Annotated in this window: 16 protein-coding genes; 10 read left to right on the top strand and 6 right to left on the bottom strand. The window is 62.6% G+C overall.

What is annotated here, in order from left to right; translation table 11 throughout:
* Window positions 1–91 precede the first annotated feature (91 nt).
* Genes Q0367_RS16060 through Q0367_RS16045 form a run of 4 tightly spaced genes read right to left on the bottom strand, consistent with a single transcriptional unit; the run spans window position 92 to window position 3,278 of the window.
* The gene (locus tag Q0367_RS16060; protein WP_298983503.1) at window positions 92–1,252 is read right to left on the bottom strand and encodes a lamin tail domain-containing protein; all 1,161 of its coding nucleotides are present in this window, start codon (window positions 1,250–1,252) and stop codon (window positions 92–94) included.
* Window positions 1,233–1,838 (bottom strand): DUF4956 domain-containing protein, encoded by a 606-nt coding sequence (locus tag Q0367_RS16055; protein WP_298983501.1) that lies wholly within the window; start codon window positions 1,836–1,838, stop codon window positions 1,233–1,235. The genes Q0367_RS16060 and Q0367_RS16055 overlap by 20 nt, the downstream gene beginning before the upstream one ends.
* Window positions 1,835–2,608 carry a polyphosphate polymerase domain-containing protein gene (locus Q0367_RS16050; RefSeq protein ID WP_297641089.1) on the bottom strand — a complete coding sequence of 258 codons (774 nt, stop codon included), beginning with the start codon at window positions 2,606–2,608 and terminating at the stop codon, window positions 1,835–1,837. Before Q0367_RS16050 ends, Q0367_RS16055 begins: the two co-directional genes overlap by 4 nt.
* A complete protein-coding gene (locus Q0367_RS16045) occupies window positions 2,544–3,278 on the bottom strand; it encodes a pentapeptide repeat-containing protein (protein WP_298983499.1) in 735 nt (244 codons plus the stop codon). The genes Q0367_RS16050 and Q0367_RS16045 overlap by 65 nt, the downstream gene beginning before the upstream one ends.
* A 96-nt stretch (window positions 3,279–3,374) precedes the next feature.
* Between Q0367_RS16045 and Q0367_RS16040 the strand changes: the two genes are divergently transcribed.
* The 3 genes from Q0367_RS16040 to Q0367_RS16030 all read left to right on the top strand — a co-directional run bounded on the left by Q0367_RS16040 (window position 3,375) and on the right by Q0367_RS16030 (window position 6,069).
* On the top strand, window positions 3,375–3,959 hold the full coding sequence (locus Q0367_RS16040) for a protein-S-isoprenylcysteine O-methyltransferase (RefSeq protein WP_297641093.1): 585 nt from the start codon (window positions 3,375–3,377) through the stop codon (window positions 3,957–3,959).
* 129 nt (window positions 3,960–4,088) lie between these two features.
* A complete protein-coding gene (gene efp / locus Q0367_RS16035) occupies window positions 4,089–4,652 on the top strand; it encodes an elongation factor P (RefSeq protein ID WP_297641094.1) in 564 nt (187 codons plus the stop codon).
* 145 nt (window positions 4,653–4,797) lie between these two features.
* Window positions 4,798–6,069 (top strand): glycosyltransferase, encoded by a 1,272-nt coding sequence (locus tag Q0367_RS16030; RefSeq protein ID WP_297641096.1) that lies wholly within the window; start codon window positions 4,798–4,800, stop codon window positions 6,067–6,069.
* Here Q0367_RS16030 and Q0367_RS16025 read toward each other — a convergent pair.
* Complete coding sequence (locus Q0367_RS16025; protein WP_297641098.1) at window positions 6,047–7,270, bottom strand: sugar MFS transporter; 1,224 nt, start codon at window positions 7,268–7,270, stop codon at window positions 6,047–6,049. The genes Q0367_RS16030 and Q0367_RS16025 overlap by 23 nt on opposite strands.
* Window positions 7,271–7,323: 53 nt before the next feature.
* Entirely contained in the window at window positions 7,324–8,250 is a 927-nt protein-coding gene (locus Q0367_RS16020; RefSeq protein WP_297641100.1) for an SAM-dependent methyltransferase, read from the bottom strand.
* Window positions 8,251–8,413: 163 nt separating this feature from the next.
* Here Q0367_RS16020 and Q0367_RS16015 point away from each other — a divergent pair, with 163 nt between their 5' ends.
* The 7 genes from Q0367_RS16015 to Q0367_RS15985 all read left to right on the top strand — a co-directional run.
* Entirely contained in the window at window positions 8,414–9,388 is a 975-nt protein-coding gene (locus tag Q0367_RS16015; RefSeq protein ID WP_298983494.1) for a sensor histidine kinase KdpD, read from the top strand.
* Window positions 9,385–10,053 (top strand): response regulator transcription factor, encoded by a 669-nt coding sequence (locus Q0367_RS16010; protein WP_298983490.1) that lies wholly within the window; start codon window positions 9,385–9,387, stop codon window positions 10,051–10,053. Before Q0367_RS16015 ends, Q0367_RS16010 begins: the two co-directional genes overlap by 4 nt.
* Before the next feature lie 99 nt (window positions 10,054–10,152).
* Complete coding sequence (locus Q0367_RS16005) at window positions 10,153–11,145, top strand: universal stress protein (protein ID WP_298983486.1); 993 nt, start codon at window positions 10,153–10,155, stop codon at window positions 11,143–11,145.
* Window positions 11,138–12,112: a PstS family phosphate ABC transporter substrate-binding protein gene (locus Q0367_RS16000; protein WP_298983481.1), complete on the top strand. Its 975-nt coding sequence runs from the start codon at window positions 11,138–11,140 to the stop codon at window positions 12,110–12,112. Before Q0367_RS16005 ends, Q0367_RS16000 begins: the two co-directional genes overlap by 8 nt.
* Window positions 12,113–12,147: 35 nt before the next feature.
* Window positions 12,148–13,134, top strand: coding sequence for a phosphate ABC transporter permease subunit PstC (pstC, locus tag Q0367_RS15995; protein ID WP_298983479.1), 987 nt, complete (start codon window positions 12,148–12,150; stop codon window positions 13,132–13,134).
* Window positions 13,131–14,039: a PstA family ABC transporter permease gene (locus tag Q0367_RS15990; protein WP_297641110.1), complete on the top strand. Its 909-nt coding sequence runs from the start codon at window positions 13,131–13,133 to the stop codon at window positions 14,037–14,039. Before pstC ends, Q0367_RS15990 begins: the two co-directional genes overlap by 4 nt.
* A gap of 8 nt (window positions 14,040–14,047) precedes the next feature.
* On the top strand, window positions 14,048–14,709 hold a 662-nt coding region (locus Q0367_RS15985), incomplete at its 3' end, for a phosphate ABC transporter ATP-binding protein (RefSeq protein ID WP_298983474.1).

Genomic DNA, 14,709 nt, shown 5'->3' with positions numbered 1-14,709 from the left:
TGTTTCGTGATGCGTGCTTCGTGATGCGTGTTTCGTGTTTTCACGCAATACGCAATACGCACCATTTTTTATAGATGCACGCCACTCCCCTTTATTCAGATTCAGCGCTGACGACGTCTACACCCACCCACGGCAGATAGAGACGAGGCGCCGCCTTGCGCAGCGGGGCGACGGCGCGCCAGTTGGCGGGGTCGTCGCCGAAGGCCCAGCCGTCGACGCGGCCGAGCGCCAATCCATTGCCGGAGGCGTCTGGCCAGAGAGGCAAACCGTTGTCAGGGTCGTAGTTATACTCAACGGCGTCGGCGACCACATAGTGCACGGTGACGCCGTCAGCCTCCGGCGGCTGCGGCTCCATGAGCGCAATGCGTTCTCGACGGTTGTTCAATCCTCCTCGCTCCCACCGAAAAATACGGGTCGTCTCTGGAATCCCATATCTTTGTCGGAGCGCAGCCGGATCGCCCTCGCTCAAAATGATCCGCTCGTAAGGGATGAGCTGGAAAGAAGTCGGGAAAACCAGCATGTCATGGCTCCGCCCATTTTGGTCCTGTCCGACGAACTTCCAGGCGTTGCCGGGAAAGTTAGGGTCATAGAGCGGAACCGATAGGCCGCTGACGTTGGCGATGACGACGTACTCCTCTTCACCGCCGGGCGGGTGATGCATGACCTCTTCGATGACGACCAGGCTCAGCCGCGGCCCACGGTTGGGCGCGCCGAGCGTGGGTCTTCCCGCCTGAAGCGGATAGTGGATGCGACCGGTGGAGTCGACGTAACGAATGAAGGAGATATCGTTGGGAGAAGCGCCGAAAGAGACCTGTTGCACCGGCAGGGGCGGTCCGCCCGCCGGATCAGGGCGCAGGAGGTGGACGGTCTCGCCCGCTTCGCTCAGGCCAAAGCTCCAGTTGCCATGGTATCGATCGACTTGCCAGGAGACATAGTAGGCGCCGGGCGCCAGGACGGTTCCAGGTGGGATGCGCGCCCACAGGCTCTGCGCCTTCGTCAGGTCGTCGGTCAGCATCCAGCCGGAGATGTCGACCGGCGCCTCGCCGATGTTCAGCAGCTCGACGGCGTCGGAGACGTCGGAATGAGCGAGGATCTCATTGATGACAATTGTCTCCGGCGCGCCGCTCCTGGCCGTCACAGCGTTGACGCCCCTCTGCGGCGCAGCCACCGTTGCAGCTACTGCGCTGCAGAGGATCCAGAGAGCGCCTATGGTTGTATAGAGACGAAGGCGTCTACCGCGTTCTCGAAGCATGAATCCTAGGCTTTTCCTCGAAATAGACGGTCAACAGCGCTGTGTCGCGCAGAAAGTCGATCTCTTCCACGATGTAGCGCTTGACGCGCCGGCCGGTGCGCCGGCTGAGGTCGTCCAACAGCGCGCGCTCGTTGTTGGCCTGAATGAGGTCGATTTTCTCGTAGTGAACGATCTGCGATGAGCCGAAATAAGCTAGCTGGATGCGATCGATGGTGACCACAAAGACCGCCAGTCCTGCGTTGATAATCAGGACGTCGGAGAAGCTGACGCGCGTGGCGACGAAGAGCGCATTGGCGAAGGGCAGCATGATCGCCAGATAGAGGTAGGTCATCTCGCGCACCGCAATGTTGATGGAGCGAAAGCGCAGGATGGTGAAGACGGCGAGCAACCCGAAGCTGAAACCAAGCGTCAACTGCACGTCGCGCAGCAGACTGGTGACCAGGTAGGCCATGAGGCTGAAGCTGAGATAGGTGAAGAAATATTCGGGTCGGCTGCGCCGCGAGGCGGTGTAGCCCAGGCCAAAGATAATCAGGCCGGTCGCCAGCGTCAAGGCAAAGCCAGGCATGACTTCGGTCAAGACGTTCATCGTATGAATCCTTTGCAAAGGGTGGAGAGCCGGCGCAAAATCGGTTTGAAACGGTTGTGGCGCAGCTCTGGGTAGAGCATGGCCATGGACACGCAATACTTGCTGATGTGCGTAGGCGTGAGATGCAGCCGATGCAACTCGCGCCCGATAGGCGAGCTTAACGAGAATTTGCGTTGCTTCACCTCAACGATAACCAGTCCGGGCATCGGGATAACCTGATCTTCGCGCCCAAATTCGATGCCGATATCGACGGTGATGCGCTCCTGGCGCTCGAAGTCCGCCAGCGTCATACGGCGAAAGCGATTCCAGACGACCGGTTGCAGGTGAGCGGGGTCCACGGTGAGGCTTGGCGGCATCCAGCCTGGAGGCGCATCGACCAGGCGGGTGATCGGCTCTGAGAGGATGGTGCGCGTTTTGACGGTGCGTTCGCGGTTGTTCTTTTCCTTGACTTCCAGAAAGACGAGCTGACTGTCGATGTACCAGCGCCAGCGCACCTTGTGGCGCACGCGCAGACCGTTATGGTGGGAATGAAACAAGAAAAAGTCCGGCGTGTCGAAATAGGTCGTGTAGTAGCGGCCCGGGCGCACGCCGTTGATCTCGAGCACGCGGTAACGGTCGCGGATGCGCTCCAGAATCTGGATCAATTGTTGTTCGTGTAGGATGAACTTGACATCGAGGCGGTCGAGCAATGACAGCGCCTTGATCTCATCCAGCGAGATCGCCGGCATGGCATTGACGATCGAAACCACCTGCTGCAGAGAATCCGCCATTCAAAAGCCTTGTCACGTCATCAAGCGAGTTCAAGAACAGGTCATGCGGCAGGCGCGCGCCCATCAGGTCGGCGCCCATTAGATCGGCGCCGGTGAGATCGGCCCCGCGCAGATCGGCGTAGCGCAAAACTGCGTTGCGCAGATTGGCGTTGCGCAGGTCGGCGCGGCGCAGCACGGCGTTGGTCAAATTGGCGTCCACCAGGGATGCGCCGGTGAGAATCGCCCGTTCCATTTGGGCGCCGCTGAAATCTGCCACGCGCAGGTCGGCGCCGGCCAGATTGGCGTCGCGCAGGTCCGCCCCTCGCAAGGTGGCGCTGCGCAGGATGGCGCGCTCGAGCATAGCGTAGCGCAAGTCGGCCTGATCGAGCACAGCGCTGGATAAATCCGCCTCGTACAAATTGGCCTCGCGCAGCTGCGCGCCCGAAAGAAGCGCCATCAACAGGGTGGCGCGGTGCAGGTTCGCCTGGTTCAGGCTCGCCCCTGTGAAATTCACTCGATTCAGATCGGCGCGCGCCAGATCTTGACCGTCCAGGTTCACCTGCGCACAATGTGGCTGACAGGTCAGTCTTGGGAGCGGGTTAGCCGGATAGTACTGCCAGGCCAGCCAGATCAATGCGGCCGCTCCGATCAGCGCAGCGGCGTACAGGGTTGCTTTGGACGCCCGACTCATATAACGCCTAATTGTAGCATAACTCACGGCCGCCTTGACGATTTTGATCGACCGTTGGATTTCTTGATCCTTCCCTCAGAGTTTGGATGATTGACGATGTCTGAGATAATTTTTCAGCTTATTTATCTGGCGGGAATTTTTGTGGAGACCGCGATCCGCGTTCCCTTCAATCGAGAGCGCCGGAAGAGTAAGATCGCAGTGAATCGGGTCGATCGCAAAGAGACTCTACTGCTTTTGCTCCTTTTTCTGGGCAGTTATCTGGCGCCTTTGCTCAAAATCTTTACACCGTGGTTAGATTTTGCCGATTATACGTTGCCGGTGTGGGCAGGTTGGTTGGGCGTCATCCTTCTTTTGGCGGCGGTGCTCCTCTTTTGGCGCTCGCATGTGGATTTGGGGCGAAACTGGTCGCCCACATTGCAGCTTCGGGAAGGCCATGCACTGGTAACCGAGGGCGTCTATCGTTATATCCGTCATCCTATGTATGCGTCGCAGTGGCTGTGGGTGATGGCGCAGGCGCTGTTGTTGCAGAATTGGATCGCCGGCCTCGGGGGAATCGTTTGTTTTACGCCGTTTTACTTTATGCGAGTAGCGCCCGAAGAGCAGATGATGCTCGAAAAATTCGGTGAAGAATATCGAGCCTGTATGCAACGCACCGGCCGCCTTCTGCCACGCTGGAGATAGCCCTGGCCTGAGGAATTGCCGATAAACCTCGATTAGGTTTGGTGAAGGCGTTGATAAATGATACGATAAATCAAATTGTAAATTTCAAATAGACTACGACACCAGAACGATTTTCAAAGAGTGCAGGGTATGGCGACAACATCTGATCTCCGCAAAGGCATGCTGATCCGTTACAACGGAGCCATTCATCGCGTCATCGAATATCAGCACATTGCGCCGGGCAACTGGCGCGCTATGGTGCGCATGAAGTTGAAAAACTTCGAGACCGGCAAAATCATCGAAGATCGCGTGCGCGCCGGCTCCGAGATCGACGTCGTGACGACGCAATCGCGCGAGGCGCAATATCTGTATGACGACGGAACGTCGTATCACTTCATGGACAATGAGACCTTCGACCAGATCGCGTTGCCCAAAGAAGATTTCGAAGACACCATGATCTGGATGAAGGAAAACGACATGGTCACCCTCCTGCTCCAGGATGACGGCAAGGTGCTCTCCGTCGAGATTCCCACCTTCGTCACTCTGCGCGTCACCGAAGCCGACGTCGCGGTGCGCGGCGACACCTCCGGCCGGGTTATGAAACGGGCGAAGGTGGAGACCGGCGCCGAGGTGCAAGTGCCGGACTTTGTCAAGGAAGGCGACCTCATCAAGATCGACACGCGCACGGGCGAATACGTCGAACGGGTCTCCTGAGCGTAGGGAATGCTCACTGCGGAGGCGTAGAGAACGCAGAGATCTTTTGAGAGCTCAGCGCCCTCTGCGTCTCTGCCCTTGATCTCCGGGATGCAAGCTCGCTGTTCCCCCACTCCCATCCCCGTACACTGTCTTCATGCGCATCTTGATCGTCACTATTGGCACCCACGGCGATGTGCGCCCCTACGTTGCGCTGGCGCATGGCTTACAGTCCGCCGGCGACGCCGTTGTCCTCTGCACACACGCAACGCACCGGCAATTTGTTGAAAAGCATGGCGTCGCCTTTGCGCCGCTGGCCGGCGACATACGCGCCTTGCTGGCGAGTGACGACGGACGCAGGCTCTTGACGCAACGCAACCCTCTGGCGGCGGTGCGTCGGCTTCACTTGCTCGCAGCGCCCCTGCTGCGACAGGTCATGATCGACGTCATCGAGGCCGCCCGGGACGCCGATCTCATTCTGGCCTCGACGCTCGCCTATCCCAACGCCGTCACCGCCAGCCACGTCCACCGCATCCCGCTGATGCTGGCCGGCCTGCAGCCCTTCACGCCTACGTCGGCCTTTCCCTGCGCGCTGCTGCCTCCTCTACGTCCTTCTTTCCCAGGCAGCCGAGCCTACCATCGTCTGACCCATCACGCCGCCTTTCGGCTGCTGCAACTCACCTCGGCCCGCCTCGTCAATCGTCACCGTCGCGAGCTGACCGGACTGCCTGCGCTCCGCTACACAGATGTGTTCGGCGACCTGATCGCACAGCGCACACCCGTTATCTACGGCTTCAGCGAGCATTTGCTGCCTCGTCCGGCGGACTATGGACCATCTGTTCATCTGACAGGCTTCTGGTTTTTGGAAGAGGTGAGCGACTGGGAGCCTCCCCCTGGCCTGGAGGCTTTTCTTGCCGACGGCCCGCCGCCGGTCTATGTCGGCTTCGGCAGCATGAGCGACCGCCGGCCTGAGGAGACGGCGCAGAGCGTGGTGGAGGCGCTCCGCCGCAGTGGACGACGCGGCATCCTGGCGTCTGGCTGGCGCGGGCTGCACATGGAGCGCCGCCATCCGGACTTCTTCCTGCTCGACTATGCGCCGCACGCCTGGCTTTTCCCACACGCGGCATTGGCGGTGCATCACGCCGGCGCCGGAACGATGGCTGCAGCGCTGCGCGCAGGCATCCCCCAGGTGCTCGTCCCTTTCGGCGCCGACCAGCCGCTATGGGCGGAGATGGCCTATCGTCAAAAAGTGACGCCCCGCCCGCTTTCGCGCAACCGGCTAACGCCGGACAGACTTGCCGCTGCAATCGTACAGGCGCTGTATGAGCCGAGTTTTCGTCGCCGCAACGAACAGGTAGGGGCTGCGATTCGCGCCGAAAAGGGCGTCGAACGCGCCGTCGCCGTGGTGAGAAGTTTTATGAAGAGCCAGCCGACTTAACCCGTTTAGCCCCATGGTGGCGCACTGCAATCTCGTGCAGCACGGCCATCACGATCAGCCACGTCACCAGGAAGGGGCCGACCACCTCCAGGCTCATGCGGTCGGCGAGCGCGCCGGCGAGGCCAGGCAGCACACCGATGCCAAAGCTGGCCGCCGCCACCTGGAAGCCGATGGCGTTGCCTGCGTCGGCGGCCCCCAGGCGCAGCGGCGTGGCCGTCACCAGCAGCGGAAAGACCGGAGCCATCGCAAAGCCCAGGATGAGCAGGCCGAGAAAACCGACCCAGTTGGTCGGATTCCACCACAGCAGCGCCGCGGCGGCGATGGCGGTGAACGACGCAGCGCGCACCGTCGGGATGACGGCGAAACGGTTGGCGACCACGCCGAAGAAGAAGCGCCCAACGGTGAAGCTGCCCCAATAAAGGCCGGCCCACAGGCCGGCGACCTCCGGGGCCACCCCGCGCGCCTCTGTGAAGAGGGAGTAGCTCCAGTTGCCCGCCGTGACTTCCATACCCGCATAGACGAAGAAGAGCGCAATATTGACCCAGACGATCGGACGCGCCAGCGTGGCGCGCGTGCTGCGATGGCTTGCGTGCGTCTCTGCTTCCATCGCCTCGCTGCGCATTCGCCACTCGCTGACGCGCAGGAAGACGGCCAGCCCCACCGCGACCTGCAGCGCCGCCACCAGCGCGTATCCCCATCGCCAGATGATCCCCAGGCTGAAGAGCGCTGTGAGCAGGATCGGCGCAATCGTGGCGCCCAGACCGAAGCTGGCGTGCAGCCAGTTCATCAAGCGGGCGCTGCGGATGCGCATGGCAAAATAGGTGTTCATGCCGCCGTCGATGGCGCCGCTGCCCAGGCCAAAGACAAAGGAAGCCGCCACCAGCCATAGCCACTGCGGCGCAAAAGCCATGCCGAGCAGTCCGGCCCCGCGCACCAGGCTGCCGATCACGAGCAGATTGGAGACGTCGAACCAGCGAATCAGGCGACCGGTGTTGAAACTGGTCAACAGAAAGCCGATCGTGGCGGCCAACAGCAGCGTCCCCATTTGGGCGTTCTGCACGCGAAAGTCGCGCATCATCGACGGCCAGGCCACGCCGAGCATGCCGTCGGGGAAGCCGAGCACAATGAACATCAGATAGGCGATGATGACGACGATCAGCGTCCCGTTGGAGATGCGCTGACGGGCGAGGGTGGTTTGCATGCTAAGACACTCCTGAAAGATTCATGGTTGCGCAGAATGGTGCGTGCTGCGTGCTACGTCGTGCGGGAGCCAGGGCTTGCGAGGCGCCGTGGGGTGGGTGTGGACGTGGCGACGCCGAAAAAGTCGAGCTGATGGGCGATGTAGACCAGTTCTCCGCGTTCGATTTGGGCGCGCCGCTGTGCGATCCACGCCTCAAAGCGGGATGGATCGAGCGTCGGGTCATTGCGCAACGCCGCATGCATCGTGTCCACGATGGCCTGGAGAAAGTGCGCCTCCTCCGCCGGATATTTCCCATTCACTCCATGCACCACCCAGTCCGACGCGCCGGCGCTGCGAATCTCGAAGCCGGCGTTAGGCAGCTGCGTGAAGAGATGACGGCCGGTGCGGCTGTCGCCGGAAGGCCTGCCGTCGATGATGCGCTCGTCCATAGTGCGATGATAGGCCGCTTCGACCGCAGCGTCGAAGGCCGGGTCGATGGTCGGTTCGAGCAGCGTGGCGCCGTCGAAGTTGATGGTGAAATAGAAAAGTCCATCGTCCGTCAGCAGCGAGCGCAGCAAGGGCAGGGCGGTGGACAGATCCAGCAAATCGAGAAAGGCGTGGGCGAGCAGCAGGTCATAGCGAGGCGCCGTTGGATATTTCGTCCTCTGTTCGACATACTCGAACACATTGATCGGCGCGTAGGCCAGCCGGAGCCAGGCGGGCGGCTCGCTCAGCCGCTCCTGCGCCACGGCCAGCAACGCCGGTTCACCGTCGAGCAGCGTATACTCGACGCCGTCGGCGTCCGGGTCGAAAAGGCGCCAGTCGAGAACGCGCTCCACCATTGCGCCGACGCCGGCGCCCACTTCCAGCACGCGCAGCGGACGCGAAAGGCGGCGCTGTCGCGCCCGCACGGCATCGACAAGCTGCGACCAAACGACGCGATTGAGCGCGCGATCGTCGACGGTGCGCTTGGCGATGAGGTAGCGAATAAACGCATCCATTTGCATAGCCGTTTATTGTATAACGAAAGTGAAAGAAAAGGGAAAACGCCGCAGCGCCGTAAATCTCCGTTTTCATGGAGTACAGTATAATTGAAGATGGGCAACCATAAACGCTTCTTCGAGCTTTCCGGAGTGTCCCTTTCACATTGTAGGAGCGTCGGCCTTGTTGCTCGAAAGCGCGTCGCCTATTTCCGATCTAGTTGCAGCGGAGCGATGTATTCTGGTTCTGGCGCTGCTAATAATTTTGGGCCTCATTGCGGCTGTCATCCTGATCGCGCTTGCCGTGCGCGGCGTTCGCCGCCGCAATGCCCCGGTCGTCGACGCGCTGCGTCGCAGCGAGGACGCCGTCAACGCAGTCCAGGACGAATCGGAAAACTTCAACGCCTATCTGGCGCGCAAGGTCACCGAAGAGGAGGCGCATCAGCGCTTGCGATCCTATTTTCTGGCAAACATCTCGCATGAGTTTCGCACGCCTCTCAGCGCGCTGCGTGCGTCGCTGGAGCTGCTGGTCAACGAGGAAAATCCACTCGATCCGGCGGAGGCGCGACAGGTGTTGCGCGCCGCCCATCTCAGTTTGGTCGGTTTACAGACGCTGATCGACAACCTGCTGATCAGCAGCGCAATCGAGGCGGGGCGTTTCTCGTTGCATCTGGCCGAGGTGGATATGCGGGTGATCCTGGCGGACGCCGTGCGCGTGGCGACGCCGTTGCTGGAACGCCGCCAACAGCCGTTGATCGTGGAGCTGCCGGCTGCGCCTGCGCTCGTGCATGGCGACGGAGCGCAGTTGACCCAGGTCGTGCTCAATCTCCTCATCAATGCGAGCAAATACAGCCCTGTCGGCAGCGCCGTGGAGGCGACCGTCGCCGTGCGGGTGAAGGAAGACAAGGGCGAAAAAGGCGCACGGCAGAAAATTGTGCGCGTCGCCGTCGCCGACAGGGGGCCGGGCGTCGATCCTGCGTTGCGCAGCGAAATTTTCCGCCGCTTTGTGCGCGGCCACGACAGCGAACGCGAGCAGTACGGCGTCGGGTTGGGGCTGTACGTCGCCAAAACCACCATCCTTGCGCATGGCGGACGCATCGACGTGGAGAGTCGGCCTGGCGGCGGCGCGCTTTTCTGGTTTGAGTTGAACGCACTATGAAAATTTTGCTTGTAGAAGACGATCTTGCGCTGTCCGACGTAGTGAGTTTTACGTTGCGCCGCGCCGGCTTTGAAGTGATTCCGGCGTACGATGGCGCGGCGGCCATGGCTGCCTGGGAAACAACGCAGCCTGCGCTGGTTGTGCTCGATCTGAACCTGCCCAAACAAGACGGTTTCACCGTCTGCCGCGCCATTCGCAGCCAGAGCCAGACGCCGATCATCATCCTCAGCGTGCGCAGCGGCGACGACGCCGTCGTGCAGGCGCTAGAGCTGGGCGCCGACGATTACATCGTCAAACCTTTCAGTCCGGCCCAACTGGTGGCGCGCGTGCGCGCAGTGTTGCGCCGCGCAGGGACCGGCGTCGCCGCGGGTCAACTCGCACACAACGGCTGGACGCTCGATCCTCTGCGCCACGAAGTGCGATGGCGGGAAGGAGCATGGTTGCATCTGACCCCGCTGGAGGCGAAGCTGCTCGAAGCCCTGATGCTCAACGCCGGCCATGTGCTGACGGCCGATGCGTTGATCCAGGCGGTGTGGGGCGTGGAGGGCGCCAGCCGCGCCATGCTCAAACAGCTTGTCTATCGACTGCGCGCCAAGCTGGAGGCGCTCGGCGGGGGCGACGTCATCGAGACGGCGCCCGGCGTCGGCTATGCCTTCAGGGCGTAGTTGCACCGAAAGGTCAGATTTGTTACCAGATTGTGACCCCCGCGCGACGCCGGCTGTGACCTTGTCCTGCTAGATTGAAATCAGGACGAGGTGCAACCGATGGCGACCATCCTGGATCTCACACACATCGAACTGGACCCTGAGCTGCTCGAACGCGTTCCTTTGGAGCTGTGCCGGTATCACCAGGCGCTGCCGCTGGCGCGCGAAGACAGCCGCGTCAGCGTGGCGATGGTCTACCCACACAACGCCGCCGCATGCGCGATGCTTGCAGAACTGCTCGAGGCCGAGATTGTGCCTGTGCAGACCGACGCAGCGCTGTTGCAGGAGACGTTCGAGCGCCTGTCGCTGCTTTTCGCCGCATCTCCTTCGTCAGAGCCGCCGCAACTGCTGTTGTACGCCCCTGACGTGCCGGAGGGCGCGCTGTTGCTCCGTTTGGCGCAGACGCTCGCCGATGAGGAAGCGCGCCCATGCACTCGCCTGGATTCGCCTGAGGTGCCGGCGGCGGCTGCGCTCACGACGGCGAGCGTCTCCCGGTGTCGACTATGCCTCTTGCCGTTGCCCAAACCGGCGGAGTGGGGAGACGTTGCGCTGCGTTCGAGCACTTCGTTGTTGATGGCGGCCACCGACTCGCCCCGGCTGAAGCAGATTCTGGTGGTCTTGCGCGGCCATGGCGCAGACATGCAGGCGCTGCCCTGGGCCGCAGCGATCGCCAGGGCCGAAGCAGCTAAATTGGCGCTGCTCGTGTTGAACGAGACGAGCGGATGCGATTTGCATGCTTTGCTCGACCCAGAAACCGCCATCGGACGTCATCTCGTCGCCGTGACGCGGCTGGCGACGGCGAAAGGGATTGAACCGACGTTGCGCATTCGGCAGGGCGAGCCGATTCGCCAGATCGTTGATGAGGCGGCCACGCAACGGTATGACATGGTGGCGCTCTGCGCCGAAAGCTGGGGAGAATTTGCGGCCGCCGTCCTGCGCGAGCTTGCTGCGCTGCCCGTTGACCTGCGGGCGCTGCTCATCTGCAAGCCGAGCCGTTTCAGCGCGCCGCTCAAACCCCTCCGCACAACCAAAAGGAGATTGCATCGTGACTGAAAGAACAAGAAGGCAGTTGCGCCGAACGGCGTCCCTTCTCGTGATCATCACGCTGCTATTCGGCTGCGGCGCTCCCTCTGGCTCAGCAGGCGATGCGCCGCGACAGGAAACGATCAGCATCTCCGGCGCCTTCGCCCTGTTGCCGATGGTCAGCCTCTGGGCGGAGCAGTATCAGGCGCTCAACCCGAACGTGCGCTTTGACATTCAAGGCGGCGGCGCCGGCAAAGGCATGACCGACGTGCTCAGCGGCGCAGTGGATATCGCCATGCTCTCGCGCGAGGCGCGCGCCGAAGAGACGGCGAGAGGCGCCACACTTGTTCCTGTCGTGATCGATGCGGTCGTGGGCGTGGTCAACGCCGACAATCCCCACTTGTCGGCCATTCTCGCCGTCGGTTTGACCCCGGAGCTGGCGCGAGCAATTTGGATCGAGCGCACGGTGACGACCTACGGACAGTGGCTCGGCGTCGGCGGCGACGATCCGATCACCGTCTACACGCGCGCCGACGCATCGGGCGCCGGCGAGATGTGGGCGCGCTTCGCAGGCGGAGCCACTCAAGAGGAGCTGCAGGGCATCGGCGTCAACGGCGATCCGGGGCTGGCCGAAGCCGTGCGCCAGGATCGCCTCGGCGTCGGTTACAACAACATTGCTTTCGCCTATAACCCGGCGACGGGGGAGCCGACGCCGGGGCTGCGCGTGATCCCCCTCGATCTCGACGGCGACGGCGCCATTCGCCCTGATGAAGACTTTTACGCCAACAAAGCCACAATCATAGACGCCATCCGACGTCGCGTCTATCCCTTCCCGCCGGCGCGTGAGCTTTATCTGGTGACCAAAGGCGAGCCGGGTCCGACGATCAAGGCGTTCTATCGGTGGATTCTGACCGACGGCCAGCAATACGTCGCCCAGGCAGGGTATGCGCCGCTGACGCAGGAGCAGATCGACGCCGCGTTGGCAAAGCTGCAGTAGAGAATTGTTGCAGAGTTAAGTTGCAGGATAAGCGAATGACGCGTGAAGAAAGCCTGACCTTGCTCACCCAAGCCGGCGCTGTGAAGCGTGGAGCCACAATGTGGCGACGCCGGCTGCTCGACGCCGTCGCCGACGCCGGCATGCGCACGATGCAGTGGCTGGTCATCTTGTTGTTGCTGGTGATGACGGTGACGCTGCTGATGCGCAGCCTGCCGATCCTCCGACAGGTGGGCGCGCTCGAACTGTTGCGCAGCCATGCCTGGCATCCGATGGCGGGTCGCTTCGGCCTGGCGCCGTTCATCGCCGGCAGCATTGCGGTCACCGTCGTCGCCATGGCGATCGCGGTGATCCCTGCCATCTTCTGCGGCGTCTACATGGCCGAATATACATCGGCGCGCACGCGCGCCTGGCTCAAGCCGTTGATCGATCTGCTGGTCGGCATCCCTTCCGTCGTCTACGGTCTGTGGGGCGTTCTCTTCGTGGTGCCGCTGATCCGCGACCGGATCGGCCCGGCGGTTGACGCTGCGCTCGGGCCGATGTCGCCGTTCTTTCGTCAGACCAATCCGAGCGGCTATGGCGTATTGGCGGCCGGGGTTGTGCTGGCGCTGATGACCTTCCCGCTCATTGTCGCCGTCACCGAGGAGGTGATGCGCAGCGCGCCTCAGCAGATGCGCGAGACGCTGCTGGCGCTCGGGGCCACGCGCTGGGAGACGACGAAGTGCATCGTGCGCCACGCTGCGCTGCCGGGCGTAATGGCTGCGGTGGTGCTCGGCTTCTCGCGGGCGTTTGGCGAGACGCTGGCGGTGATGATGGTGGTCGGCAATGCGCCGCGTGCGCCGACCTCGCTCTTCGACGCCGCCTATCCGCTGCCCGCCCTGATCGCCAACAACTACAGCGAAATGATGTCCGTGCCGCTCTATGACTCGGCCCTGATGGCGGCTGCGCTGATCTTGCTCGTTGTCGTCCTCTGCTTCAACGCAGTGGCGCGCCTTGTGATTCACCGTCTGACCGGACAGCCATGAGCAAACATCTCTCTGATTCGATCCTACAAGCTTCCGTTCGTCCGGCGCAGTCGCTGCACCTCAAGCGCCGGCGTTTTGAGGAGAGCGTCTTCCTTGCGCTGATGCGGCTGTGCATGCTCGGCGCTGCAGCGGCGTTGGGCCTGATCCTGGCGGTGATCTTCTGGCGCGGGGTCGGCGCCTTGAGCGTCGAGATGCTCACGCAGCCGCCGCGCGGCAATTTCTATCTCGGCGGAGGCGGCGGCATCGCCAATGCGATCGCCGGTTCAATCTTGCTGGCTTCCGGCGCAACGGCGGCGGCGTTCTGTCTGGCTGCGCCGCTCGCGCTCTATCTGCACGCCTATGCGCGGCGCAGCCGCCTCGCAGCCTGGGTGCGGCTGACGCTGGACGTGCTGTGGGGCATTCCCAGCATCGTCTACGGCGCGTTCGGCTTCTCGTTGATGGTCTTCCTGGGGCTGCGCGCCTCGCTGCTGGCCGGCGTGCTCACCCTCAGCCTCGTCGTGCTGCCGATCCTGGCGCGCACGCTGGACGAGGTGCTGCGCATGGCCCCGCCTCAACTGCTGGAGACCGGCTTTGCGCTCGGCGCTACGCGGCTGGAGGTGGCCGGGCTGCTGCTGCGACAGGCGCTGCCGGGCTTGTTCACGGCGCTCTTGTTGGCGTTTGGCCGCGGGATCGGCGACGCCGCCTCGGTGCTCTTCACCGCAGGCTACACCGACAACCTGCCCGGCGGCCTCTTTTCGCCGGTGGCGTCGCTGCCGCTGGCGGTCTTTTTCCAGCTGAGCGCGCCGTTTCCGTCCGTCCAGGAGCGCGCCTACGCCTCGGCCCTCGTGCTCACCGTCATGATCCTGGTCATCAGCCTCGCTGCGCATCTATCGATGCGTCGGTTGGGCAAGCATGTAGTCCGCTAGGGGGAGCCATGGTTTCGCTCAGCGTGCAGAACCTCAACGTCTGGTATGGCAAACAGCAGGCGCTGAAAAACATCAACGCAGCGTTTCCCGAGCGACGGATTTCGGCGATCATCGGGCCATCGGGCTGCGGCAAGAGCACCTTGCTCAAAAGTTTCAACCGTCTGCTCGAGCTGAATGAGCAGGTGCGCATCGAAGGCCGCGTCCTGCTCGACGGCGAGAACATTTACGCCCCCGGCGTCGACGTCGTCGCAGTGCGCAGCCGCATCGGGCTGCTGGCGCAGAAGCCCTTTCCGTTACCGATGTCGATCTTCGACAACGTGGCGTATGGTCTGCGTCTGCAAGGGCGCAACAAGCGCGAGATTGCGGAGGTCGTGGAGGCGCAGCTACGCGCGGTTGGACTGTGGGAGGAGGTCAAGGATCGTCTCAAAGCGCCGGCGACCGGGCTCTCGGGTGGGCAGCAGCAGCGCCTGTGCCTGGCGCGCACGCTTGCCGTCCGCCCCGAAATCCTGCTCTGCGACGAATCCACCGCCTCGCTTGATCCCCTTTCGGCGCGCGGCATCGAGGAGCTGCTCGCTGCGCTGCGCAGCCACTACACCATCCTCATGGTCACCCACGACATCGACCAGGCGCGACGCCTGGCGGACTACGTGGTCTTCATGTGGATGGGCGA

Source organism: uncultured Caldilinea sp., from assembly GCF_937128415.1.
Lineage (GTDB): Bacteria > Chloroflexota > Anaerolineae > Caldilineales > Caldilineaceae > Caldilinea.
The sequence above is the reverse complement of the archived record's forward strand: the minus strand, read 5'-3'. Positions and strand labels throughout refer to the sequence as shown.